The following is a 26689-nucleotide window of genomic DNA, read 5'->3' on the forward strand; positions in this document are numbered from 1 at the left end:
AACGATAAATAAACCCGCGCACGCATCCTTACGCGCGCGGGCCGCCATCAATCGTTAGAAGCTTGCCGTCAGCGTTGCCTGATAGGTGCGATCCGGACCCGGACGGAACGTGGCCGCACCGGTGGCAACCGTACTGATTGTGCCGAGATAGTCCTTGTTCGTCAGATTGTCGACGTTGAAACGCAGCTTCAGGTCGCGCACGGGCCCCAGATCCAATCCTTCGCCGCCGAGATCCACATAGGCGTTATAGATCGTGTAGCCGCCGATCTGCTCCGCATTCACGTAGTTGCTGAAGCGGCTGCTCAGGTAGCGCGCCGACAAGTTCACGATGATCCACGACGACGGCTCGAACGTCACGCCGGATTGCAGCACGTATTTCGCATTGTCCGGCAGGCGATTGCCCTTGATAGGCAGGGTGCTCAGCGTGCCGCCGGTGTTGAGGTTGGTGGTGGCGTAGTCGTCCTGAAACTCGGCGACGTTGTAGGTGAGGTTGGCATTGAAATACACCTTCTCCTGCAACAGGTGCGGCTTCCAGACGCCGCTCAGCTCGGCACCGTAGGCCTCCACGTCGCCCACGTTCGCATAGAAAGTCTCGGTTCGGCCGCCCCCGCCGGGCACCGCGGCGCTATACGCCTGCAGGAAGTTTTCAAATGACGTTCGATACAGCGCCAGGGCGGCGTTGAAGGTCGGCCGATTGGTGCGATAGCCGATCTCTATATTCTTCGACGTCTCCGCGTCCAGACTCTGGATGACCAATGGATTGTCCGGGCCGGCGAATACGTCGTCGGCGCCACGAGGCAGCGCCAGGTTCTCGGAGTAGGACGCGAACAACTGATCTGTGGCATTCACAGAGAACACCGCCCCGATCTGCGGCAGGAACGCGTCGTCCCAGCTGTCGGTGATGCGGGCGCGTCGTCGGGCGATGTAATCGGCGGCGTTGCGGAAGCCTTCGATCTCATAATCGAGATTCAGCGCCTTGAAGCCGAGCTCGAGTTGCAGCCGCTCGCCGAGCAGCGACACGGTGTCTTTGACGAAGAGCTGTAGCGAGTTGCGCTGTGAGGTGTGGTCGCGTTGCAAATGAACGGGCTCGTGCAGCAGCGGCTCGCCGGCGGGATTGCCGCCCACCTGGTTATATCGGGCCTGCGTGCGGTGATACTCATCGACTTCGTACCACGCGCCAACTTGCAGCGTGTGAATGCCCCGCTCGTATTCCAGCCTGGTGCTGATGCCGCGCCGATCGCCCGCGATGGTCGACAGTCCATACTGCAACCCGCGCGGCGCAACCAGGCCGGGCACGAAAGCGGCCTCGGAGTTGTAACGGGCGATGGAAGTGGAATACGCCTCGGGCGACACGCCGTAGCCATCCTTGTCTTCGTAGTAAATCGCTGTCGTCAGTCGCAAGCTGTCGGAAATCTGCACCCGATCGGTCAGCCCGAACAAATAGTCGGTGCGCTGATTGATGGCCTGCTGATAGTACTGGTTGTACGCAGTGTTGGAGTAGGGGATGCCAGCGACGCTGACCGGCAAGTCCGGCACATAACCAAGATACGCGAAGTATCGGCCGCTGCGGCCAAACAGATCGTTGGCCGCGCCCGCGTACTGAGCTTTGCTGATAGCGGGCGTGTCGTAGTCGAAGAAGTCGTTGTACACGCCCTGCAATGTGAGATCGTGAGTCTCGCTGAACCGATAGCGCAGTTTTGCTTCGATGTGCTCACGGTCGATCGAGCCCGGGCCGCGCCACAGGTCGCCGTCGATCTTTGAGCGGCTCAAGTAGCCGGAGAAGCCGCCGAGGTCGCCGCTCTCCACTTTGATGAAGGAGCGTCGCAGGTTGTCGCTGCCGATGGTTTGCGCGAGCGTGACGCCGAATTCGGCGGCGGGATCGACGCTCAAGTACTGAACGATGGGACCCAGCGAGGCATAGCTGGCCTTGGAAACGTCGCCAGCGCCTTGCGAGGCGGCAACTCGCCCCAGGTTCTCGTTGTCGACATAACGGAAGATCGGGCTGCCGCCGAACTGGTCGGAGCGTCCCATGGGAATCTCATCCAGCAGGAAGCCGATTTGCTGAAAGTTGAAGGCACGCACGAACACGGAGTTGCCGAACTCGTACAGGCCCAGCGCATCGTTTGCCTGCACGTTGAAGCCGGGGAGCGACTCCAGCATTTTCAAGCCGGAGATCCCGGAAGGAGCGGAGAGCAGAGCCTCGCGCGTAACGGAGATCGTGTTGCTGATGGAATCCGTGCCGATTGCGGCCGACGCCTCGGAGATTCGACGCCCGGTCACGACGACCTGTTCGACATCTTCGGCGGCCAGGCTGGCCGTATTGGCGATGCCAAGCAACAGCGCGCCGCTGATGAGGCGCGCAACGAAACGATCGATCACGAAGACTCCCCAGTCGAATGCCAGAAGAAAATTTGTCAGCAAACATTGGTGGCTGGCAGGGGAGATGTCCAACCACCGATGGTTATATGCGCGGAGTGTGACGTTATGTGACTGGCCCATGACGTGGAACGCGGGATTGCTGACCAGATGCAGACCGCGGAGGTAGAGATCCAAGGCGCTGAGCCTCTATGCGCGCCGGCATCTGGAGTAATCACTAGCTCGGGCTATTCGAGAATGGCCCCGCGGGCCGCTGAGCTCACATATTTGCGATAACGCTGGAGAAATCCCGTCGGCGTTTCTTTCTCGACGGGTGTCACGGCGGCCAGGCGGCTCGCGAGCGTTTCGGCCGGCACGTCCAGATGCAGTTGTCGTTGCGATACATCGATGAGCACGCGATCGCCATTCATCACGGCGGCAATAGGGCCGCCCGCTGACGCTTCGGGCGTGATATGTCCCACGCAGGGACCCGATGTGCCGCCAGAGAAGCGGCCGTCGGTGACCAGTGCGGCGCTGATCCGGAATGCCTTCAGCATCGAGGTGACGCCAAGCATCTCAGGCATGCCGGGTGCGCCGCGTGGGCCGAGATAGCGCATCACGACCACGTCGCCGTGTTTTACCGCGCCGGACTTGATGCCCTCGATCGCGCTCTCTTCGGAGTCGAAGCACACCGCGGGACCTTCGAAACGCAGCAGTTCCGGTTTGACGCCAGCCTGCTTGATGACTGAACCCTCCGGCGCGAGATTGCCCTTCAGGATCGCAAGGCCGCCGTCCGCTCGAAACGGTTTGTCTCGTGGCGGAATGACTTTCGAGTTGGTGACGCGAGCCTGCTCCACGACGTTTGCCAGTGGGGTCCCCATGACTGTCAGGCAGGTCAAGTCCAGGTCTTGCTGCATCATCTTCAGCACCGCGGGCATGCCGCCCGCTGCCCAGACGTCCGTGAGCCCCCAGGGTCCGTTGGGGGCCACTGCCAGCAGTGTTGGAATCTTTCGGCTGTACTCGTCGAACACGCTGAGCGGCAGCTCGAACCCGGCGCTGTGGGCGATCGCGGGGAGATGCAGCGTGGCGTTGGTGGAGCCGCCGATCGCCATGTTCATGGCGACCGCGTTGAGGATCGCCGGCCGGGTGAGCACGCGCCGGAAAGTCAGGCCCTCGTTGACCATGGCAACGATGCGCTGTCCGGTGAGTCGTGCGTATTTGAGCTTGTCGGAGTGATAGGCGGGTACATTGGACGACCCCGGGATGCAGATCCCCATCGCCTCGGCGAGGCATTGGAACGTATTTGCGGTGCCCATGATTTCGCATGCGCCGCACGTTCCGCACTGGACCGTTGCGACCCGGGTGTCACGACTTTCGTAGTCGTCGGGCTCGATGCTGCCCTTGAAGTCGCTGCGATGGCGCACGTCATAGAGGTTGGGGCCGCCGGCCAGGTAGATGGCCGGAAGGTCCAGACGCGCGGCCGCCATCATCATGGCCGGGTTGATCTTGTCGCAGCTCGCAATCAGCACGAGCCCGTCGAACCGCTGCGAACGAACGTGGGTCTCCACGATATCGGCGATCAGGTCTCGCTGTGCGAGGACATAGCGCATCCCGTCGTGGCCCATCGCCATGCCGTCACAAGGTGCCGGCACGTTGAATTCGACGACCTGGCCGCCGGCCATCAGCACGCCTTCCTTCACTTTCTCGCCGAGTGTGCGCAAGTGAGTGTGTCCGGCGGTGAACTCGGAGTGCGAGTTGGCAATTGCGATCAACGGCTGACGCTTCAGGCCCGCAACGTCGGTCCCCAGGGCTTGGAACAGGCCGCCTCGGAACACGTCCATCAGCGGATTGCCGCTCTCGGTCAACACTTTGCTCTTGTCTTTGCCTGCCACGAAGCATCTCCAGAACTTCTTGTCCTGTTCACCTTAACTGTCGCAGGCGGGTTGGCCTGTCACGTAAGTGACAGGCGAGCGCGCGCGCAAGCCTCAAGCTGTGGTCATCACGTTGAGGTGCTGAAGACGATGGCTGAAACACTGAAAGCGCGTATGCAGGCGGGCGAGACCGTGCTCGGCTTGCTCAACCCTTACGGCGATCCAAACCAGGCCGAGCTGCTGGCCATGAGCGGCTGGGACTTCATCATCTTCGACGCTGAGCACGGCAGCCTCGGCCCACGCGAGGTGCAGGACTTAGTGCGGGCCTGCGAGCGGCGCGGTTGCACGCCGCTCGTTCGTACTCCGGGTCGCGAGCCTCACATGGTCAATCGCTTTCTCGACGCAGGATCCCGAGGGATCATGGCGCCGATGATCAACGATGCGGCGGGCGCGGCCGAACTGGTCAGGGCGGTCAAATATCCGCCGCTCGGCGCACGCGGACTGGCGCCGACGCGCGCTGCGAGCTTCGGTCTTGCCGGCACGCTGTCGGCGTACATCGAAAGCGCCAACAGCGAGACGCTCGTGATCGCTCAGATCGAAACCGCCGAGGCGGTGGATCGAGTGCAGGAAATCCTCGCCTGCGATCAGGTGGACGTCGTGTTCATCGGTCCCGCCGATCTCTCGACCAGCCTGGGGCACTGCATGGATTTGAAACATCCCAAGGTGATCGGGGCCATACAGAACGTGGCCCGTGCCGTTGCGGGCAGTGGTAAGCACCTCGGCATACTGATCGCGCAGCCTGAGCAAGCGGCGATGGCTCGCAGCCTCGGCGCACGATTCATCGCCTGTTACATGGATTCAGTGCTGGTGGGCGGCTGCAGAGGTTTCGTGAATGCGGCGCGAGGGGCGAACGCGAGTCAGGGCTGATCCGGTCTTCGGCCTCAGTGCGGCGACGGCGGCATCAACGTCGATGCGTGGCGAGCGGTTGGCGGGCCAGCAGATGATGCCGGCGCGTTGCAGATCTCGTACGGCCATATTCACGCGCTGGCGGGATGCTCCCACCCATTTCGCCAGCTCGCCCTGGCTGAGCCGCAGCTCGATCTCGACAGTCTCTCCCACGGCGCGGCCGCAGGTGCCGGCCAGGATGAGCAAGCGGCGCAGCAGCCGCTCGCTCAGCGAAAACTGTCGTTGCTCCGTCAACAGCGCCACGGTCTGTCCCAGGCGCCGGGCGACGAACTCGAGCAGGCGATCGGACACTTCAGGATGAGTCTTGCGCAGCTGCTCGAAACAGCCTCGACCCAGGGTGCCCAGGCGTACGGCCCCGCATGCCCGGGCTCCGGTCTGGCGCGGCTCGCCGTGTGCGAGGCTTTGTTCCCCGATGCAGTCGCCGGGACCGAAGATCGCGATCAATGTTTCTTCGCCGTCCGCCGAAAGCCGCACGACCGCCACATGTCCATTCATGATCTCGAACAGCGCCGTCCCAGGTTCACCCTGGCGATAGATGTTCGTGCCATGCGAGACATCGCGCGTGGTCATCGCTTGCCGCACGGCGGAGCGCGCTACGGGCGACAGCAGCTCGATCCAATTCACGACCGCTTGTCCTTGCGGCGAGGTGCGGTCGATTTCTTGGGAAGGCCGCTGTCGGTCGGAAGCAGTCGTTCGAGGATTCCCGGCAGCATCTGCGCGGGAACTGCATCCGGGTCCGTGAGTCGCTCGAGGGCCAGACCGTTGGCGAGTGCGAACACCACAGTCGCCGCTGCCTCGGGCGGTAGCGAAAGATCGGGACCGAATGCGGCGGCAATTGCACGGCGCAGACGTTGTCGTAGCGCGCCGAGCTTGCCGCGCAGCTGCGGATCGCGCAGCGCATGGATCCAGAATTCCAACAGCATGGGCGTCCAGTCCGGCTCGCGATCCATGAGCTCGGTCAGCGCAGCGCCCAACGCGCGAGCCTGTTCTCGGCCGGGGCGGGCGTCGAGTGCAATGCTGGCCACGTAAGCCGCGCGGCGCTCGACTCGGTCTGCGATCAGCTCGAGAAAAATTTCGTCTTTGTTGGCGAAGCTGGAATAGACCGCGCCCTTGGTAAAGCCCGCGCGATCCGCGATTTCCTCCACAGTGGCCGGCTGAAAGCCGCGCTCGCGAAAGACTTGTTCAGCCGCCGTGAGAATGACACTACGCGTCTCCTCTCGAGTGGGGCGGACACGCGGACGACGGCGGCCCGTGACGGTGTTCTGTCTCAAAGTCGCTCTCCTGAAAGCACGCCGTGAGCATAGCGGTCGGCGGGCCACACCGCCAACTCGATACGCGGCGTATTGACAATTCGATACGCAGCGTATCGAATAGCCAGCAACAGGTACGGTGCTAGGAGGCGGGGGATGTCCGAAACAAAGAAGGTCAGGGCGAGATTTGCGGCAATGGTCGACGGCACGCTCGACGACTGGAAAATCATCGGACGCGAAGCCGAGGTGTTTGGGCGACAGCTGCCCGATCGGCTGCTCGATCACATGCGGCTGTTGGGAGGAGACTCGGGCGGCTACGCCGTGGACCGTCTCGAGCACTGTCTGCAGACTGCCACGCGCGCTTTGCGTGACGGGCGCACCGAAGAGTATGTCGTTTGCGCTTTGCTACATGACATCGGCGACACGCTGGGGCCGCGCAACCACGCCGACGTAGCTGCCGCCATCTTGCAGCCGTTCGTATCGGGGCAAAACCACTGGATGGTGGAGAAGCACGCGATCTTCCAGGGCTATTACTTTTTCCACTTCGGCGGGCTCGACCGCAACATGCGCGATCGGTTTCGTGGCCACGAATGGTTCGACTACACGGCCGAGTTTTGTCACCTATATGACCAGACGTCGTTCGATCCTGAGTACGACAGCCTGCCGCTCGATGCCTTCGAGCCGATGCTGCGGCGGATTTTCGAGCGGCCGGTTCGGTCGATCTACCTGCCTGGCTGATAGAGCGATGTGACCAACGATTGATCACGAAGCGGCCGCAATGAGCCGCAACACACACGGGGGATATCCATGCATTACGCTCGACAGCGGAACGGGGCGCTCTTGTGCGCACTCATCGCAACGACCGGCACGCCTGTGCTGGCAGAAGACGTCAATGTCGAATCGGATAGCGGCGGCAGAGCGGTGGAGGAGATCATCGTCACCGCGCAGAAGCGCGAGCAGAACTTGCAGGACGTGCCCATTGTGATTACGGCGCTGTCCGCGGGACTGCTGCGAGATGCGGGCGTGCGCGATCTGAGGGATCTAGCCGTGCTCGCGCCAGGCTTGCAAGTGATCTCCACGTCGAGCGAAGCCACCAGCACTGCGCGTCTGCGGAATATCGGCACAGCCGGCGAGAACCCCGGACTCGAGTCGTCCGTCGGCATGGAGATCGATGGCGTCTATCGTCCTCGCACCGGCATCGGCCTCGGCGATCTAGGCGAGCTGGAGCGCGTCGAAGTGCTGAAAGGCCCGCAGGGCACGCTGTTCGGCAAGAACAACTCTGCCGGCGTGATCCGAGTCATGACCAAGCGACCGGAGTTCACCTTCGGCGGACAGGCCGAGGCGACCTTCGGCAACTATGGCGCCGCCTACGGCGCGGTTTCAGCCACTGGTCCGCTCATCGCCGATCAGCTGGCCGGAAGAATCTATCTCGTAGGCGCGGAGCGCGACGGATTCTATGACGTGCGCGTTGGCGAGGGGCCACGCACGGCGCGTGAAGATCAGACGCAGAATCTTCGAGGCGTCCGCGGCCAGCTGCTCTTTACGCCGACCGACAACCTCGACATACGAATGATCGCCGACTTCAGCGAGCGCGATGAGTTCTGCTGTGTCGCTGTCCAGCAGACAACCGGCCCCGCTGCGGGGCTGATCGATGCTTTGGCAACGGATGAAGGCGTGATGCGCCCGGCGGCTCCCTTCGAGCGCGTCGCCTACGCCAATCGCAACACGCAGCAGGAGATAGAAGATAAGGGAGTGTCCGTTGAGTTGAACTGGACGACGCCGTGGCTGGGGCAGGCGGCGCTCACATCGATCACCGCGGTTCGCGATTGGCAGGTGATCAACGGCGAAGATTCGGATTTCACATCCGCGGACATCTGGTATCGCGAGGCCGACGATCGCAACGGCTACCGCTTCCGCCAGCTGACTCAGGAACTGCGTCTGGCGGGAACGGCGGGGCGCATCGACTGGCTCGTCGGCGGGTTTTATGCAGGCGAGGATCTCGACCGCAATGCCACGCAATACTACGGTCCGGACTATGAGCCGTATTTGGGGTTGTTGCTCTCGAACGGCGCGCGCGCTGACTTCGTTTCGATTCTGACGGGCCGGCCTTTCGGCACCAACTTCTCGGGTTTGAATACCGAATCGCACTATCGGCAGACATCGCGCTCGACGGCGCTGTTCACGAATCAAACACTGCACGCGACCGACCGGCTCTCATTGTCGTTGGGTCTGCGCTATACCCAGGAAGAGAAGAAACTCGACACGTATTATTTCAACGGCTCCAGCCCGGCATGTCAGGCGGCGCTCGGGCGCACGGCGATCATCGCCGGGATCGTGGGTGCGGCCAACGTTCCGGAGGTGCTCGGGACGATCTGCCTGCCATGGGCCGACGCTTCGTTCGACGGCATGGTCACGCAGCAGAAGCGCAGCGAGGACGAATGGAGTGGTGAGATCAAAGCCAGCTATCGCTTCGCTGACAGCCTGATGGTCTACGGCGGTTACGCGCGCGGCTATAAGGCTGGCGGTTTCAACCTCGATCGCTCTCGCATCGCCATTGGCGTACCGGATCCGGACACCAGCTTCGGCGCCGAGATCGTCGATTCCTATGAGGTGGGCGCCAAGGCCACGCTGATGGATGAGCAACTGCTGCTGAACGCCGCGCTGTTCGACGAGCAATTCACGGGCTATCAGTACAACCTGTTCACCGGGATCGGGTTCATCGTTACCGGCATTCCCGACGTTCGTTCGCGCGGCGCCGAGATGGACTTTCTCTGGAGAAGTCCGGTCGGCGGGCTGAGTTTGCAGGGCGGCGTGACCTACGCCGAAGCGAAGTATGGAAACTTCACGCCACCGCAGGGGCTGTCGAACGCGATCGTGGGATCGCAACTTCCCAACGCGCCGCATTGGTCGGGCTCGCTGGCAGCAACGTACCGGCATCCCATAGGCGGCGGATTGGAATTGCGGACCAACGTCAGCGCTCGCTACAACTCGCGTCATGCGATGAGCGCTACTGATCTCACTCGCGTGCAAGACGAACTGACGGTGATCAACGCGCGCATCGGCGTAGGTCCCGAGAGTGAGCGGTGGGCCGTGGAGCTCTGGGCGCAGAACCTCACGGACGCTGAGTACTACCAGTCGATGTTCGACGGACCACTACAACCAGGCACGACCGCCGCGTTCCTGGGAGCGCCGCGCACCTGGGGTGCGACATTGAGGATTGCATTTTGAGTGCACAGGCCAAGATCGTTTCCGAACAGACCGCCGACACGCGTCCTGCAGGGGCGGCACACCCGGAGCGGCGGCTTTCCAGCTGGCTGCTCATGGCGTTCGCCGCTCCGTGCATTCCGATCGCAGCGCTCGGCTTGCCGATATCGTTGTACATCCCGCAGTTCTACGCGGGGCCGATGGGACTCGGTCTGGGCGCGGTCGGCACGATCTTCATGCTGGCCCGTTTGTGGGACATGGTGACCGATCCGTTGATGGGCTTCGTGTCCGATCACTATCCGACGCGCTGGGGGCGGCGGCGGCCCTGGCTGGTGATCTCGACGCCGCTCATCTGTATTTCGACGTGGTTCGTGTTTCTGCCGCAGGCACCGGTCACGACCGGCTATCTGCTGTTCTGGATTTTCGTTCTCTACCTCGGCTGGACCATGCTGACCATTCCGCATCTGTCGTGGGGAGCGGAGCTGTCCGGCGATTACTATCAACGCTCTCGCGTGCATGGCTTTAGAGAGGCGGGCGAGATCATCGGCGTGCCGCTCGTGCTCGCCATTCCTGCGGTCATCGAGCAGTTTTCGACGGGGGATTTTCAAACGATCCGCGTGGCGTCCATGGGACTGTTCATCATCGTGCTGCTGCCGATTGCGGTTGCTATCAATGTTTGGAGCGTGAAGGAACGGCCGGCTCGGCCGCAGCCGAAGCTGTCTTTCAAGGATGCATTGGGCAGTCTCGCTGAGAACCGTCCCTTGCGCACGCTGGTGATCGCCGACGCGATCAGCGGCTCGGCCGGCTCCGCGCTCGGCGCACTGTTCGTCTACGTCGCGACGCATGTATGGGGCCTGGGCAGCTCCGCCAGTCTGCTCATGCTGATTTATTTCATTGCGGGTCTGGGTTTCGTGCCGCTGGTGGTTCGGGCCAGCCGTCGTTTCGGTAAGCACCGCACGCTGGTCGGCTGTTGCGCCTTCTATGTCGTGGCACCGCCTCTGACGCTGCTCATTCCTCAAGGCAACATGCTGGCTGCGGCTGGCTTGATGGTGCTGTTGGGCGTGAACGTCGGCGGTGCGGGTGTCCTGTTCCGTTCGATCATGGCGGATGTCGCCGATCTGGACGAGCTGAGCACCGGTCGGCAGCGCACGGGCGTGCTCTATTCGTTCATGGCGCTGACCCGCAAGGGTTCCGGTGCGCTCGCCGTTGGTGCGACGTTCTGGGCGTTGCAATGGATGGGCTTCGATCCGGCCGGCGACAACTCCGCCGCAGCTCGCAATCTCGCATTGTTGTTCGCGACGGTGCCGATGGTCTGCAACCTTGCGGTCATGGCACTGATGTGGCGCTTTCCGATCGGCGCCGAACAGCAACTGGAGCTACGCCAGCGCCTGGAACGCGCTCGAAGCCGAGGCGAGCACCGAAAGTGTGCCGAGTCCCCTCAGCTGCCTGTTGACTGATCCACCTGCCGAGCTTTCTTGTGAGGCAGGTCAACGACCCTGGCAGGTCGCTCGCGTGAGACTCTGACGTTCACGTGCAGGCGAAGTCGGGGTCACGGCGTCATGGAAAAGATTGGAGCTCATTCCACAATCAGGTGGAGAGCGAATTCGTCACGCCGTCATCGCTTGCTGGCAGCGGTAATGCCGCTGGCATTGACGCTGTCGTTCTCCTGCTCGCCGGACGCCTTCGCCCAGTCCATCGTTGTCACAGGCGACACGGATCCAACGCTGCCGGCCGATGGTGTTCTCGCCAGTGACTTGTTTATCGGCGACACAGCGACCGGTTCGCTCAGCATCCTCGATGGTGCGTCCGTGTCGAATTGGAACGCAGTCCTGGGCAATCAAGCTGGCGGCGACGGCACCGTCACGGTGGGCGGCACAGCTCCGGACGGCACTGCGTCTACCTGGAACAACTCTGGATATCTGGAGGTCGGATTCGACGGGCGCGGTACGCTGACCATCGAAAACGGCGGCGTAGTCACCAGCGCGTCAGGCTATGTCGGCGGTCCGTCCAGCGGCGCAGTCGAGGTGACGGGTACCGGATCGTCGTGGACCAATGATGCCGAGCTCGTCATCGGCAATTCCGGCCAAGGAACGCTGACGATCGCCAATGGCGGCAGCGTGTTCAACGGCCAAGCCATCATCGGCCAGGGCAGTACCGGTGAGGGTGAGGTAATCGTGACGGGCGAGGGCTCCAGTTGGAGCAACTCCGACCGGGTGACGATTGGAAACTCTGGCACCGGCAAACTGCGCCTCGAAGATGGAGCCACCCTGACCAGCGTCGGTGGCATCCTTGGCAGTGGCAACGCGGGCGAGGCGATCGTCACTGGCGGAGCGACCTGGACGAATACCGCCTACCTCGACGTCGGCAGCTATGCGGCCGGTACGCTGACCATCGAAGACGGGGGCGCCGTCTCCAGTGCATGGAGTTATATCGGTGCCGGTGCCTCGTCCACCGGCGTCGTCACGGTGACGGGCGCAGGCTCCTCATGGGTCAACGACAGCAGCATCACGATTGCCAATTTCGGCACCGGCACACTGACCATCGCCGATGGTGGTCACGTTCGCTCCGGAGGGCTTGCTCTCGCTCTGGATGCTGCCAGCAGCGGCACCTTGACCTTGAGCGGTTCAGCAACGGCTCGATCGGTGCTGGAAGTGACGCAGATTGGCGCCGGAGCGGGCAGCGTCGACTTCACCATCGATGGCGGAATTCTGCGTTCGCTCGCGTCCAGCTCCGATTTCACGAGCGGTTTCGAGGGGCGTGAGATCACGATCGGTGCGAACGGCGCGATCATCGACACGGACCAGTTCGATATCCGGGTCAGCGCAGATCTGGTCGGCGGTGGCAGCTTGGAGAAGATCGGCTCAGGTTCGCTGACGTTGACTGGCGCGGGCTCCGAAGTCGGTACGCTCAACGTGCAGGCGGGCACACTCGAGATAGCTGCTGGCGCCAGTTTCGCGGCACAGACAATCGACGTGGCAGCAGGCACGACCGTGCGCAATGCCGGAACGTTCGGCGGAACCGCACTGGCGGATGTGGTGACAGTCAACGGCACGATGGCTGGCCGTGTGGAAATGTTCGATGGCGACGATCGCGTGGTGATCGCCGATGGCGCCGATATCTCTGCGGCGCATTTCGACGGCGGTGCCGGTGTCGATACGATGGAGCTGACGCATGGCGCGGCGCTGACGATCGACGACTCGTTCGCAACGAACTTCGAGCATTTGCTCAAACATGGCAACGGCGCGCTCACGTTCGACGGCGCAATCAACGGTTTCAGCGACAGCATTACGATCGCCGCTGGATCGGCGCATCTATCGAATGCTGTGCTTCACACCAATCACCTGCAGGTTTCGGCCGGTACGACGCTGACGGGCGTCGGTTCGATTTCCGGTGCTCTTACCAACGACGGCGTGCTGTCCGCGGGCAACAGTCCGGGCACGATCCAGGTCGGCGGCAACTTCACCCAGAGCGCGAGCGGTACGCTCGTCTCAGAGATCCAGCGCAATGGCAATGATCTCATCGACATCGCGGGGACTGCGACGCTGGCGGGCACGCATCGAGTGCAGATCGACTACGGCCTGTATCTGGATGGAACGACGCAGACTGTGTTGCAGGCAGCGGGTGGTGTGAGCGGCTCATTCGAGAACGTCACGATCAATCCCAGTGCGCTCATGACCGCGACTCATCAGATAGGCGCCAACGATGTGACAGTGAGCTTCGAGCGTCAGGCCACGACTACTGTGACGACACCCGGGACCGACCGCGACCGATTCGCTACATGGCTCGACGATCAAATCACGGGCGGCACACTTACGCCGGAGCTGAGCGCGTACATCGATACGCTGCTGCAGCAGCCCACGGCCGAAGAAGCAGAAAATCTGCTCGGCGAGCTTGCGGAACCGGCAGCAAGCGTCGTCCAGGACAGCGTTTCGACGTTGGGCGCTGGATTCGCGAGCGCGGTGTTCGACCGCTTCGCCAATGACAGCGCGAGCTGTATCGACGTCGATGAGAAGGGCGCTGCCCGCAACTGCGGCTGGGTCCGTGGCCTCAGACAGTGGGGCGATGTCGATGGCGATCGTTTCGGGCCGCGCTATGACCGGACCACGGATGGCGTGCAGATCGGCGTCGACCACTCCACGTCATCGTCATGGACGTTCGGTATCAGCGCCGGATATGCCGATACGAATACACATGACGTGCACGGCGGACGCAATGCGTTGCGCTCGACGTTGGGCGGCGTGTACACGAACTATACGGGCGAGCGCATCAACTTCGGTGCCGTGGCGATGTATGCGAGCCATGAGAACCGCACCACGCGAAATTCCACCATCAGAACAGACGTGCGCCAGGCACGCGCCGAATTCGATTACGACAGCTTGGGTGTCGGGTTGCGAGTCGACTATCGCCTGACCGGTACCGATCGCGCGATGGTGCGGCCGTTCGTGGAAGCGTTCTACGATCGTATCGATGCTGTGTCGTTCGCCGAGCAAGGCGCTGCGGCCGGTAATCTCAGCGTACACATGCATGAGCGAGAAGGACTACGCGGCACCGTCGGCGTCCAAGTTGCGGACGACTACGTTGGGTATGGTCTGGTGTTCCGCCCGATGCTCGAAGTAGGCATCGTGCATCAGTTCCTGGATACGCAGTCGGCGCTCGATTTGTATCCTTTCGCCGGCGCTTCCGCATTTCGCGCTTACAGCGTGCAGCAGGATCGCACCTCGTATCGCGCGAACGCCTCGCTAGGCATTTCGCTGGGCACGAATTCGATGCTGTCGTTCGGTTATGGTGGGGAGGTTGCGGCCCATCGCTCCCAGCAGGGCATCAATCTGGGCTTCAGGGTCGTGTGGTAGGAGCCGCCCTCGGTGAGTTGCGAGATCAGCTTGGGATAGAGCGATCGGTGATCGAGCAACCATTGCAGCGACGCATTGGCCACTCGCGCTGGAGCAGGCGGCATTTCCGGAAAACGCGACTCAACCGTCTAAACTGGATGAGGAGCGTTCCGCTGCGAGTCAGCGGTGTCATGAGTGAATGAGTCGACAGCCTGACGAGGTCCATAGAATCGATGAGCGACCGGAGCCAAGCCCCGCGGGGACCGGCTCGGATCTCGCTCGCTTGTTCGAAGAGCACAACGCAGCGCTGATTGCACTACTGCGCGCCAAGCTGCGTTCCAATCAGGAGGCCCGCGACGTTGCTCAGGAGGCCTACGTGCGCCTGCTGCAACTGGATCGGCTCGGTACCGTGAGCTACTTGCGGACCTATCTTTTCCGAACTGCGCTCAATATCGCCACCGATCGCTTGCGTAGCGCTTCGGTGCGAGTTGCCGCACACCGCGACCCGATCTTCGATCCGCGTGTCGATGAGATCTCGCCCGATCGACTGGCGCTCGCGGAGGATGAGCTGCGCGTGATCGCGGCCGCGCTGGAGTCTTTGCCAGCGAAGCCGCGCTATGCGTTCTTACTACATCGCTTTGCCGATCTCGACATCGACGAAGTCGCCGGACGACTGGGGGTCACGGAGCGGATGGTCCGGAACTACATATTGCAGGGCATGCTGTGCTGTCGAGCGGCACTGGATAACGCCAGGAAGCGGCAAGCAGAGACAGGAGGTTCAACGTCATGACGGGTTTGCATGAGATATCGACGGAGCTGCTCGAAGAGGCCGGAGATTGGTTCTTGCGCGTACGCTCTCGCAAAGCGGATTCAGAGCTGCACGCTGCCTGGCTGCACTGGATTGAGGCAGATCCCGCGCATCGAGAGGCGTTCGCGGCAGTGCAGACGATATGGGATGCGGTCGGGCAGGTGGATCCGCCGCCCTGGCCGCGGCCCGAAGAGCTGGCAGGACTTGCGGCTATCGATGCGTCAGTGCCGCCAGCACCTCGCAACACGCAACGGCGCTTTCATGCGAATAGACGGCGATTGGGCTCATGGGCGCTCGCTGCCGGTTTGGCGACATGCTTTATTGCGCTGTTGGTCGCGCGCGTCGATCTGACGGAGTGGCTTACCGGCGGCGCTCAGCGCATCGCGACCGCTCGCGGGGAGCAGCAATCGGCAGTGCTGTCGGATGGCTCTCGTATCGAGCTGGGTGGGCTCACTGGTGTCGAAGTGCAGTTCTCGTCCGAACGGCGGCTGGTGATTGCCGATGAAGGCGAGGTGTTCTATCGGATCGAACATGATCCGTCGCGACCTTTTGTCGTCCAGGCGGGGCCTGTCAGCGTCAAGGCGATCGGCACGGCCTTCTCGGTGCGCCGCGAGGCAGGGACGGTTTCAGTGGTGGTGACTGAAGGTGTTGTCGAAGTCAACACGCTGTCCCAGAAAGGGGCCGCTACTACCGGGTCAGTGTCGCGGGTGCAGGCCGGTGAACGTATTCGCTTCGATCACGGACAACTGCAAGCGGCACCGCAAGCCGTTCACACCGACCACGATGTCGTGTGGCGGCGTGGTCGCCTGCGCTTCGAGGAAGAGCCGTTGCGAGTGGTCGTGGCGAGCCTGAATCGGTACACGACCAGGCCCATCGTTCTTGGCGATCCCAGCCTGCAAGAGCTGCGCTTCACCGGCACCGTCTTCGACGACAGCGTCGAGGATTGGCTCATGGGAGTGCAAGTGATCTTCAAAGTGACGGTGGATGACTCTCATCCGGATCGAGTCGTTATTCAAGCGCGCAGGTAGCCGTCGTTCCGGAAGATTTCCAGAATATCTGCATCACACGTCTAAACAGCAGGGAGGCGATGCGCGGCACCGCGCTCGCTCGACAAACAAACAGACGTGGGGTGATATGACAACGAATTTCCGTGCCAGCGTATTCGCCATCGGCGCACTGGTAGGTACCTCTATAACTGCCAGCGCGGCAGAGCTGCAGACAACGTACACCTTCTCGATCCCGTCGCAGTCCATGTCGGCGGCGCTGCTGACATTCGCTGAACAGGCGAAGATACAAGTCATGACGGCGAGCGCGGATCTCACCGGTCTCACGTCTCCTGGCGTTTCGGGCGAGCACACGGTGAGTGAGGCGTTGCAGGCGCTGCTGCAGGGAAGCGGCTTGAGATTTCGGGTGATCTCCGCCGATGCGGTGGCGGTGGAGCCCTTGGCACCTCGCGCGGATGCCAACGATGGGACCCGCACCATCAGAGGTGTTCCGGAAATTCTGGTGACCGGCTCGCGCGTGCTCAACATGGACATTCGGCGCGATCGCGACGATCCGCAGCCGTACAGCATTTTCGATCAAGCCCAGATCGAGCATTCGGGCGCGGCCAGTGTTGAGGATTTCCTCAAGATGCGTCTGACGATGAATTCGCAGGCGACCACGATGAGTCAGCAGACGGCCGCTGCTTTCTCCAACAATTCGAGCATCAACCTGCGCGGCCTGGGTGCCAGCCAGACATTGATTCTGATCGACGGGCGCAGGCAGCCGAGCTTTCCGAACTTTGGCAACGCTGCGCAGGCCGATCTCAACGGTATTCCGCTGGCGGCCATCGAGCGCATCGAAGTGCTGCCAACCACAGCGTCGGGCATCTATGGCGGCAGTGCCACAGGCGGTGTCGTCAACGTCGTGATGCGTCGGGACTATGAAGGCGCCGAGGTCAACGTGAGATACGAGGACTCGGTGCGCGGCGACGCGCCCAATCAGCGAGTGGATCTGGCCGCCGGCATCAATCTATTCGGCGGCAAGACCAACGTGATGCTTGCGGGCAGTTATATGGAAGGCGAGCAACCGAAATACGGCGATCGCAACTTCTGGCAGCGCGGCCGGCGCAACGTTCTGGCCAACAGCGGCAACGATTATCGCGCGCTTGAATTGATCGGCGACCCGCCGCTGGGGGCAACACCCAACATCCGCAGCATCACCGGCGAGAATCTGGTGCTAGACAATGGCACGCCGCTCGGCTCGGCGATCACGCATGTGCCGGCCGGCTACACCGGTCTTGCCTCTGGCGACGGCGGGGCGGCGCTGGTGGCACAAGCGGGTACTTACAACATCCAACCCTCGAACACGGCACAGACCGTCGGCGGCAGCAGGGCGCAATTGGGACAGGATCCGCAGCTGAAGTCCATGTCGCTGACCGTGCGACAGGAGATCGCTCCGAGTGTGCAGGGGTTTCTTCAGGCCAACGCTTCGCAGAGTGTCCAGCGATTCGACCTCGACGCGATCATTGGTCAGGGCAACACTGTCTATACGCTGCCCGCCGCGGCGCCGGGCAATCCGTTTCAACAGGACATACGAGTAACCGTGCCGAGCGCGTCGGAGCTGCGCAGGCTGCAGTCGGAAACCGAAGGTCGCAGCGTCGCTGGCGGCTTGATCATCAAACTGCCCCGCAACTGGGTGACCGGGCTCGACTACACCTGGGCTCGCTCGGAGTTCGAATACGCCAGTCAGTTTGCGTCGAACCTGGGTGGACCGCGGGCCGCGGTGACTGCCGGCACGGTGGATGTGCTTCGCGATACGGCGCGCGATCCCATCAATTTTCTTCCTTACCTGGATAGCGGCGCGGGTTCGCAGGGTAATTTCAATGTGACGCTCAAGGCCGCGAGCGCGCGTTTCGCGGGACCGCTATGGGCACTGCCCGGCGGCGATATGCAATTGACGGTGCTGGCGGAATATCGCGAAGAGCTGCTCGGCAACGGCGCGAGCTCCAATTTCAGCACGGCCGGCATCTTCAATCGGTATTTCTACCCCAGCCGCTCGCAATCGGTCCGCAGCGCGTATGCCGAACTGCGCATGCCTTGGATTTCCGCGCGCAACAGTCTGCCTGGCGTGCAGTCGCTGGAGTTACAGCTTGCCGTCAGACACGACGACTACACGACCCGAGGGTCCAACTCGCAGCTTCTCATTCCCCCGAGCGGCGAGATCACGGGCATCGTTCGTAGCACCAACGAGGTTGCCTCCACCGACCCGACCTTCGCGCTGCTGTATCAACCGGTGCGGGATGTCACATTGCGCGCCAGCTACGGCACCGGCTTTCTTCCTCCCAGCGTGGGTCAAGTGGTTCCTGGCTCACCCGTGCTCGGTGCGGGCGCAGGCGCCGATCCGCTGCGAGGCGACACGCCTGTCGGCACTGCTCTGATAACCAACGGTGGCAATCCCAATCTGCGTGCGGAGGATTCGGAGAGCTGGTCGGCGGGCTTGATTCTCACGCCGCGCGCGATCCCGGGTCTGCGCGTATCGCTCGATTACACCAAGATCAAGAAGAACGACATCATCTCGACGCCGACGATCGAGACGCTGGTCAATTTTTTTCCGGAGCGCATCACGCGTGGGCCGAATCTGCCGAGCGACCCCGCCGGTTGGGCCGGACCCATCGTCGAGATCGATGCCACGCTCATCAACGTCGCGAAGGCGCAGGTCGAGGCGTTCGATCTGCAGGCCGACTACGAGATCGATACCGCGTTCGGCCGCTTCACGCCGTTCGTGTTTGCCTCGCGCCAGACGCACTTCCTGCAGCAGTTCCTGCCCAACGGCGTGGTGTTGGACAACGTCGGCGTCACCAGTGCCAATCCGCTCAAGCTCAAGGGCAATGTTGGCCTGAACTGGCGTCACGGCGCGTGGTCCGTCGGCTGGGCGGCGAGATACTTCGACTCTTACCTCTCGTCGATGAGTGCGACCATCAATCGCTGGCAGGGCAATGGCGGGCGGGTGTCGAGCCAGACCTACCACGATGTGTTCGCGACTTATCACTTCTCCGCCGATTCACCGGCGGCGGTGTTCGCCGACAGCGAAGTAACGTTGGGCATCAAGAACCTGTTCGACAAGGCGCCGCCGTTCGATGCCAACAACACCTACAACGGGTACTACAGCACGTTCGGCGATCCGCGGCTGGCGAGCTACTGGCTCGGCATCAAGAAGCGCTTCTGAGCTGAGGGCGTAACCATGCGAGCTCCTGTAAAAAACCGCTGCGCGAAGATTTGCCTGACGGTTGGTTTGATCGCGGGTGTCATTCATGCCGCGGCGGCGGAAGAGAGCGTGCCGCGAAAGGTCACTCTCGACGATGCTTATGCGGTCAAAGGCGTCGGTGCGATCGCGGCGAATCCAACGCAGCCCGTGCTGGCGGTCGAAGAAGGGCCGGGCATTCTGATCGTCGCTGCGAAAGATGGACGACAACTGAAGCGCCTCGACGGCACGGCGCCCCAATGGTCGCCGGATGGCAAGAAGCTGGCTTTCTTCTCGCGTAGCAGCGGCCACGCACAGGTGCACGTGTGGACAATGTCCGCCGACACGGAAGTGCAGGCAACCAAGCTGCCGAACGGCGTCGTTGCGAACCATAGGACGATGGGGGCCACGTGCGGCCCGCAGCGAACCTCCTGGTCGCCCGACGGACGTTCCATTGCTTTCGCCACCATCGCGATATCGCTCGAAGGGATTCCATCGGCCGATACCACCGTGCCCGCCGTGCGTGTTTTCAAATCGCATCCCACCGACCGGCGCAGCTCGCTCGAAGCGATCTTCAAGAATCGGGACGCAGCGAGCGGCATCTTGCGCTCGCCTGGCGACTGGGAGGTGTGGTTTTCGGCGGAGCCGGACTTCGTCGCCGCGATGAACATCGGCGAGCAGTTTCCCGAGCAGGTGGCCAATCGCATCATGGTGGTCGACATCGCTTCGGGCGCGCTGAAATTTCTTCCCGGAACGGCCACCCAATATTTCTGTCCGGCCTGGTCGCCGGATGGCCGGACCATCGCGAGCATCGCCGATGTCACCGAGCCGACCCTCAGCAATGAATCGTATGGCGCGCTGGGCTCGCCCGCGAACAGCACGGTAGCTCTGCATGATCTGCACACGGGGCGTGAGCGATTGCTGCCTGCCGATCCACTCAGCCGCGTACGTTCCCTGGTCTGGTCCGGCAACGGCCGGTTGGCCACCATCGCGGAGTCCGGAAAAAAGCAGAGTGGGTTCACCCGCCTGGTCACGATCGAGACTGGCAGCGGCCGCACCAGCACTATCGCTACACCGGATGGGCATGCGGTGCTCGAACTGCGTGAAGGTCGAAGAGGAAAAGTGGGTGTTCGCTTGGCGGGCCGCTTCGTGGACACCGTGTGGTCCTTCGATGCGCGCTCGGAGAAGTTCGACGCGGCCCAGACCTTCGACTGGCAGATGACGAGTTTCGATTTCCTGCCAGACCGGACGCTGGCGTTCTGGGCGGAGTCCGCGACATTCTCTGGGCGACTGGTGCTCTCTGCGCCGAATGCAGCGGCGCGCGTTATCCATGACGCCAATCCGCAGATCGCACAGTTGGCGCTGGGCGAGCAGCGGCGGCTCACATGGAAAAACAAGAGCGGCGATGAAGTCGACGGGATCGTGATTCTCCCGCCCGGCTATCGTAGCGGCGAGCGTTATCCGGTGGTCGTCGATGCTTATCCAATGCCAGCGAAAGACAGGTTCAGGCTGCGACCCATCGTCGAGGACATGGGCCAGTTGATGGCGGCCGAAGGTTTCGTGATCTTTCGGCCTGCATTGCGTGCACCCCATGGAGCCTATTGGTACACGCGCGACGAGGCCTATCAAGTGAAAGCCGTCGGTGCGCCGGGTGTGAAAGTGATGGTGGACGATTTCGAATCCGGCATCGAGGCGCTGGTCGCGCAGGGAATTGCGGATCCTGCACGCATCGGCATCTATGGGTTCAGCAACGGCGGGTGGGTCGCGAACCTGCTCGTCACTGAAACGAAAATGCTGGCCGCCGCCGCGGTCCAATCAGGAATCAGCAACGCTATCGGCATGTCGTTGGGGCTAACGGTGCTGATGCCGCGGGGAGTAGACGCGGCCACGGGCGGCAACGTGTTCGACAATCTCGACGACTACGTGCGCCTGTCGCCAATCTTCCGGATGCGCGATGTCACGACTCCGATGCTGTTGATGGTTGGAGACTACGACAGGCTCTGGGTGCCTCAGATGATTGCGCAGTACGGAGTGCTGCGGGCCGAAGGTCGTGATGTGACATTGGTTCGCTATACCGCTGAAGGGCATACGCGGGCCAAGCGTGAAACGGCGATCGACGCTCATCAGCGGGTGACGGAGTTCTTCCGGCAGCACCTGGGCGTGGCAGGGAGCGTGTCGGAGTGAGGGTGTCCGCTACGACATTTTCTAGCGTCGGCACGCTGGTTTTTATGTCAACGGCCAATACACCTCCGTGACGGTGCTGCGAACTAATGCGCTTCGCCTGCAATCTTTCGCAAGGAAGTCGTAGCCGGACACCCTCAAACCACAATTGGGAGTTGGCCTAGTCCCCTTGGGAGTGCTTGCACTTCACTGCAAGAAAATTTGATCGGTGTTGCGTGTCGCATGGCCGTGGAAGCGACCTGTGTCACGCATTGATGTGTTCGAGCGCAGCAAACTCCGCGCCGCTATTCATAACCAGATCGAGTGTCTCTCATGAGTTGGACTTTCAGGATGCAGGCGGCGTCACGGACGCGGGTCGCCGGCCTCGCAAGGATGGCTGAGGCAAGTAGTGGCATGCGCGAAGCGTTGCGAACGACGCGCGGCTTTTTCTCGTTCGCTTGGCATGTGGTCAGTGCGACGCTGCTCGCTGCCGTTGCGTCGATGACGATATCGTCGAGCGCGCATGCGCAACTCGTGCACTCTCAGACAATCAGGTACCACGAGAACAACGCCCCCTCGTTGCGAGGTGCCAAGGACGTCCTCGTCTCTCCGGACGGGCGGTTCGTGTACTTGCTGAGCAACGGATACGACGCCGTGTCGAACGCGAGCAGAAATCCCGGGACCGGGCAGCTCAACCCCGGAGGCTGGGCTTCCAGTGGCGGCGTGCCGGAGGGCTGGTATGCGGTGGCAATGAGCGCGGACGGCAGGTTTATCTACCTCGGTACCGTTGGCACCAATACTGTGCGCGTGTACTCGCGTGACGCCAACGGCAACTTGATGGCGGTAGAGTCGTACACGGGCGGAGGGCTCGACCTGCAGAGTGCGGGCTTCCTGTCGCTGGCAGTTAGCCCGGATGGCCGCTTCCTTTACGGCACGACCGGCCTGGTCTCGGGTCTGGTCGTATTCGCCCGCGATGCCGTGAACGGCACGCTCACGCTGGTCCAGGAGCATGTGGGCGGCGTGGACGGCAATCTGCTTGGGCAGCTCTACGGCGACGGCGACGGCCCGGTGAATAACATCGCTTTCAGCAGCGACGGTGCCTTCATGTACGTGACGGCGTCGGAAGACGACGCGCTGAACGTGTATGCCCGCGATGCCAATACTGGCGCCGTGATGCTCCAGTCCACGCTTGTGAACAACACCGACGGCGTCGTCGGTCTCGACGGTGTCACGTCGGTGGTCGTCTCGCCGGACGATAGGTTCGTGTATGTGGCCGGCAAGGAAGACCACGCTGTGGTCACGTTCGCTCGCAATGCGGTGACGGGCGGGCTCACCTTCGTGGGCCTGAGGTCCTTCGATGAGGTAACCGATCCAGGGCTGGGTGGTCCCCGCAGTCTCTTGATCACGCGGGACGGTCGTTTCCTGTATGTCGGTGCCGAGGACAGCTCATCCGTCTCGGCGTACCTAAGAGACATCTCCACCGGTGAACTCACCCTGGTCGCCTTCCGCGGCTCGGCTGACGTCGAGGGTCTGGCGAGACCGGCCGGCATGGCGATCGATCCTCTGGGTTTGCACCTGTACGTGGCGGATCACGGCGCGACCCCCAACGACGGTGCCATCATCGTGTTCTCTCTGCCGTTGCCGGTCGTTGCGTTGTCGAAGACGGAACAGACAGTCGATGAAGGCGGCGTCGTCACGCTCGATGAGGCTCTGCAGGTGTTCGATGGCGACAGCGCGACGCTGGTAAGCGTGCGTGTCGCGATCAGCAGCGGATTCGTGGCAGGCGACAAACTGAAGGTTCTCTCACCGGGGCCAGTGCATGTCGACTTCAACGACCAGACTGGCGTGCTCACGCTCAGCGGGCAGCATTCGCTCGCCGAGTATCAGGCCGCGCTGCGCTCGGTGCAGTTCGAGGCTGGCGACGATCCGAACCTGGAGCTCGGACAGACGCGAGTCAAGAAGGTGTCCTTCCTGGCGCACGACAACAGCTACTACGGTAACGAGGCCACGATCGAAGTGACTGTGAACGGTCGCAGCGGTCCGCCGGCGTACATACTGAGCTACAGCGCGGATGCGCACGGCTCGATCGACGGCATCGCGTCGCAGACGGTTCCGGCCGGCGGCAACGGCAGCTCGGTCACCGCCGTGCCGAACGAAGGCTATTACTTCGTCAACTGGAGCGACGGTTCGACGGCGAACCCGCGCGTGGACACCAACATCAGCGGTGGTCTGAGCATCACGGCGAACTTCGCCATCAAGATGTATGAAGTGACCGCGATTGCCTATGGCAGGGGTTTCATCGACCCGCCCAGCGTGATGGTCGAGCATGGTGAGTACACATACTTCAAGGTTGCGCCGGAACTGGACGCGCAGATGTTGAGCATCGAAGGTTGCGGCGGCTCGTTCGCCAAAGGCTCGTTCCTCACCGGTGCGATCACGGGCGCCTGCACAGTGATCGCGAACTTCACCCCTGAGCTGGTCACCTTGACCGCATCGGCGGGCACGGGCGGCGCCATCACGCCGACCAGCGTCACGGTGAATCGCGGCACGAGCACTTCGTTCACGGTGACGCCGCAGCCTGGCTACAGCGTCCAGAGCGTCGAAGGTTGTAACGGTACGCTCTCGGGCGACACTTACACCGTCGCGTCGGTGTTCAACGCCTGCACGATTACCGCCAGCTTCGCAGCGGGCGGCGTGAGCAAGCCGAGGTTCGATCCGGCCCAGCCTGAGGCGATCGATATCAATGCACGTGAGCTGATGACGGCGTTGCCGTCGAACGCCGCGCCGCGCGCTGTCGATGCGCAGGGGAACGCGTTGCCTGTTACGATGGTCGGTGGCAAGACGCGCTTCGCTGCTGGCAAGCACGTGCTGCAATGGCGCGCCGTGGACAGTCAGGGCGCGGAGGCGACCGTGAATCAAGTGCTGCGCATTTGGCCGACGGTGGGCTTCAGCCCCGATGTGAGCATCGGCGGTCAGCAAGGTAACTTCGACTTCTTCCGTATCGCGTTGAACGGTCGCGCGCCGGAGTATCCGTTCGTGGTGAATTACACCGTCGACGGCGACAAGGGCACGGATCTGAAAGACGGCCAGGTGGTCTTCGAAGAAGGTGAAATCGAGAAGTCCGTGGGCTTCGCGGTGGTGAGCACGATGGCGTCCGGTGAAGCCGATCGCCAGGTGCGGTTGACGCTCGATGAAGGACTCAACCGTGTGAGCGCGCGTTCGCTGACGATTACGTTGTCCGCGCTCAATCTGGCGCCGGCTGTGAAGCTGAGCGCCTGGCAGGGCAGCGATCAGCCGCCGAGCGTCGCACGCGATGGCGGCCCGGTCGTCATCGTGGCCGACATTCGCGATCCAAATACAAACGACACGCATACGCTGCAGTGGACGACACCAAACAATCTGGCCTTTACGGAGACAGAGGGTGGCATCGAGATTCAGCCGGGCAGCCTGCCCGTGGGCGTGCATCGCTTCGAAGTGACGGTGACCGATAGCGGCAATGCGCCGCAGGTCGCTCGTGCCATCTTCGATCTGGTGGTCGTCGATACGCATCGTGCTCTGCCCGACGGTGCGCTCGGTTGGTTGAGCAACGGTCTGCCGGATCATCCTGATTACGCGCCTGAGCAGCCCAACGTGCTGCCGGAGCGTCGCGGTGAGCTGTCGCACTTCCTGATGGAGTCGGATCCGGGCACGCATCTCGCGCTCGGTGCCTACTCGGTGTTGCACGGCCAGTATCAGACCGAGGTGCCGGGTTCGCTGCTGAACGGCTCGACCCTGCCTGCGGATAGCGTGACCAACCGCGGCGGTTACTTCGACTTCGTGGTCTCGAATCTGCCGCGAGTGGGCGAGAGCGTGAGCATCGTGATTCCGCAGCGGGCGGCGATTCCTGCTCGGCCGGTGTACCGCAAGTACGATCCGGCTACGAACGCCTGGAGAGACTTCCATGAAGACAACGACAATCAGCTCGCGTCGGCCCCGGGTGAAAGCGGCTTCTGTCCGCCGCCGTCCGATGGCGCTTATCGTGCTGGCTTGAACGCGGGTGACTGGTGCGTGCGCCTGACCATTCGCGACGGCGGTCCGAACGATGCCGACGGCCAGGCGAATGGCTCGGTGGTCGATCCGGGCGGCGTGGGTGTGCTGGCGGATGTCGTCGTGAACGGCAACGTCAAGGGCAAGAGCGGTGGTGGCTCCTTCGATCTGTGGCTGCTGTTGGGTATCGCGGTGCTGGCCTTCGCTCGTTACTTCAAGCGGCCGGCCGGTTGGCTGGCGCTGGCCGCGCTGGGTGCGACGAGCACCAGCGCGGTGGCCGATGAGTCGGCAGGCTACTGGTACGGTGGCGCGCAGTTCGGCCAGGCCGAGAGCGATGTGAATTCGGGCGAGCTGACGCGCCGACTGCAGGCGTCAGGCTACGACGTGACCGCGCGTTTGAGTGATACATCGCGGACTGCCTGGCGCGTGCACGGCGGCTATCAGTTCTCGAAGTATCTCGGCGTCGAAGCGGGCTATGTCGACCTGGGCGATGTGAAGAGCACGTTCAGCGGCGACATCTCCGATCTCGAGGGCCTGTTGTCGACTGCAAACAAGTTGCATCCGGCTTCGGCGGAAGGGTTTGACCTGTCGGTGGTTGGCCGCTACGCGTTCGGCGAGCGCTTCAGCGTGCAGGCCCGTGTCGGCGCGCTGCGCTGGGACACTCGCACCAGCACGCAAGGCGAGGGCGGCCAGGCCATTCGCCGCAACGATGATGGCATCGATGCCTTCATCGGCCTGGGTGCCGCGATGAACTTCGGCACGAACTGGGTGCTGGGGGTGGATGCCACTCGCTACGAAGTCAGTGGCGACGACATCGACTTCATCGCCGCGGGGCTGAGCTATCGCTGGCGCTGATCGCAGCAGCATCGATCAGTAACTCCTCGGACGGGCTTCAGTGGCGTGCGGCATGTGAGCGCACGCTGCTGGGGCCCGTTCGCGTTTGGGTGATCCGGTGCGAAAGTTGAAGTGCGCGGGCCCCGCGGGCTATAAGGGCTG

General features: G+C 62.6%; 14 protein-coding genes. 10 read left to right on the forward strand and 4 right to left on the reverse strand.

The genetic code is table 11. The features are described from left to right. Nucleotides 1-54: 54 nt before the first annotated feature. Both D0550_RS13940 and ilvD read right to left on the reverse strand, forming a co-directional pair. Nucleotides 55-2499 (reverse strand): TonB-dependent receptor, encoded by a 2445-nt coding sequence (locus D0550_RS13940; protein WP_116809926.1) that lies wholly within the window; start codon nt 2497-2499, stop codon nt 55-57. 104 nt (nt 2500-2603) lie between these two features. Continuing rightward, nucleotides 2604-4247 carry a dihydroxy-acid dehydratase gene (gene ilvD / locus D0550_RS13945; RefSeq protein WP_206606275.1) on the reverse strand — a complete coding sequence of 548 codons (1644 nt, stop codon included), beginning with the start codon at nt 4245-4247 and terminating at the stop codon, nt 2604-2606. 129 nt (nt 4248-4376) lie between these two features. Between ilvD and D0550_RS13950 the strand changes: the two genes are divergently transcribed. Then, nucleotides 4377-5153, forward strand: coding sequence for an HpcH/HpaI aldolase family protein (locus D0550_RS13950; RefSeq protein WP_153067164.1), 777 nt, complete (start codon nt 4377-4379; stop codon nt 5151-5153). On the opposite strand, the gene D0550_RS13955 is transcribed toward D0550_RS13950, so the two are convergent. Together D0550_RS13955 and D0550_RS34615 are read right to left on the reverse strand one after the other, a co-directional pair. After that, complete coding sequence (locus tag D0550_RS13955) at nt 5085-5816, reverse strand: Crp/Fnr family transcriptional regulator (protein ID WP_116809805.1); 732 nt, start codon at nt 5814-5816, stop codon at nt 5085-5087. The genes D0550_RS13950 and D0550_RS13955 overlap by 69 nt on opposite strands. Next, complete coding sequence (locus D0550_RS34615) at nt 5813-6463, reverse strand: TetR/AcrR family transcriptional regulator (protein ID WP_161965819.1); 651 nt, start codon at nt 6461-6463, stop codon at nt 5813-5815. Before D0550_RS34615 ends, D0550_RS13955 begins: the two co-directional genes overlap by 4 nt. Before the next feature lie 135 nt (nt 6464-6598). On the opposite strand from D0550_RS34615, the gene D0550_RS13970 reads away from it, so the two are divergent. From D0550_RS13970 to D0550_RS14015, 9 genes are all read left to right on the forward strand, one after another. Next, the gene (locus tag D0550_RS13970) at nt 6599-7180 is read left to right on the forward strand and encodes an HD domain-containing protein (RefSeq protein WP_116809806.1); all 582 of its coding nucleotides are present in this window, start codon (nt 6599-6601) and stop codon (nt 7178-7180) included. Between the two features lie 102 nt (nt 7181-7282). Then, nucleotides 7283-9670 carry a TonB-dependent receptor gene (locus tag D0550_RS13975; protein ID WP_206606276.1) on the forward strand — a complete coding sequence of 796 codons (2388 nt, stop codon included), beginning with the start codon at nt 7283-7285 and terminating at the stop codon, nt 9668-9670. Continuing rightward, nucleotides 9667-11103, forward strand: coding sequence for an MFS transporter (locus D0550_RS13980; protein ID WP_206606277.1), 1437 nt, complete (start codon nt 9667-9669; stop codon nt 11101-11103). Before D0550_RS13975 ends, D0550_RS13980 begins: the two co-directional genes overlap by 4 nt. A gap of 180 nt (nt 11104-11283) precedes the next feature. Then, a complete protein-coding gene (locus tag D0550_RS13985; protein ID WP_161965820.1) occupies nt 11284-14496 on the forward strand; it encodes an autotransporter domain-containing protein in 3213 nt (1070 codons plus the stop codon). Nucleotides 14497-14674: 178 nt separating this feature from the next. Continuing rightward, nucleotides 14675-15265 carry an RNA polymerase sigma factor gene (locus D0550_RS13995; RefSeq protein ID WP_116809809.1) on the forward strand — a complete coding sequence of 197 codons (591 nt, stop codon included), beginning with the start codon at nt 14675-14677 and terminating at the stop codon, nt 15263-15265. Next, complete coding sequence (locus tag D0550_RS14000) at nt 15262-16311, forward strand: FecR family protein (protein ID WP_116809810.1); 1050 nt, start codon at nt 15262-15264, stop codon at nt 16309-16311. Before D0550_RS13995 ends, D0550_RS14000 begins: the two co-directional genes overlap by 4 nt. 106 nt (nt 16312-16417) lie before the next feature. Continuing rightward, nucleotides 16418-19492: a TonB-dependent receptor domain-containing protein gene (locus D0550_RS14005; RefSeq protein WP_161965821.1), complete on the forward strand. Its 3075-nt coding sequence runs from the start codon at nt 16418-16420 to the stop codon at nt 19490-19492. A 15-nt stretch (nt 19493-19507) separates the two neighbouring features. After that, on the forward strand, nt 19508-21691 hold the full coding sequence (locus D0550_RS14010; protein ID WP_116809812.1) for a S9 family peptidase: 2184 nt from the start codon (nt 19508-19510) through the stop codon (nt 21689-21691). 309 nt (nt 21692-22000) lie between these two features. Next, nucleotides 22001-26548, forward strand: coding sequence for a beta-propeller fold lactonase family protein (locus D0550_RS14015; protein ID WP_116809813.1), 4548 nt, complete (start codon nt 22001-22003; stop codon nt 26546-26548). Nucleotides 26549-26689: the final 141 nt, after the last annotated feature.

The sequence above is a fragment of the Steroidobacter cummioxidans genome (assembly GCF_003104955.1).

What these genes read in the sequence shown, in the direction of transcription:
- D0550_RS13970 (WP_116809806.1), top strand. Translation starts at nt 6,599, where the DNA reads ATGTCCGAAACAAAGAAGGTCAGGGCGAGATTTGCGGCAATGGTCGAC.
- D0550_RS14015 (WP_116809813.1), top strand. Translation starts at nt 22,001, where the DNA reads ATGAGTTGGACTTTCAGGATGCAGGCGGCGTCACGGACGCGGGTCGCC.
- D0550_RS13985 (WP_161965820.1), top strand. Translation starts at nt 11,284, where the DNA reads ATGCCGCTGGCATTGACGCTGTCGTTCTCCTGCTCGCCGGACGCCTTC.
- D0550_RS13950 (WP_153067164.1), top strand. Translation starts at nt 4,377, where the DNA reads ATGGCTGAAACACTGAAAGCGCGTATGCAGGCGGGCGAGACCGTGCTC.
- D0550_RS14010 (WP_116809812.1), top strand. Translation starts at nt 19,508, where the DNA reads ATGCGAGCTCCTGTAAAAAACCGCTGCGCGAAGATTTGCCTGACGGTT.
- D0550_RS13995 (WP_116809809.1), top strand. Translation starts at nt 14,675, where the DNA reads ATGAGTCGACAGCCTGACGAGGTCCATAGAATCGATGAGCGACCGGAG.
- D0550_RS14005 (WP_161965821.1), top strand. Translation starts at nt 16,418, where the DNA reads ATGACAACGAATTTCCGTGCCAGCGTATTCGCCATCGGCGCACTGGTA.
- D0550_RS14000 (WP_116809810.1), top strand. Translation starts at nt 15,262, where the DNA reads ATGACGGGTTTGCATGAGATATCGACGGAGCTGCTCGAAGAGGCCGGA.
- D0550_RS13940 (WP_116809926.1), bottom strand. Translation starts at nt 2,499, where the DNA reads ATGGGCCAGTCACATAACGTCACACTCCGCGCATATAACCATCGGTGG.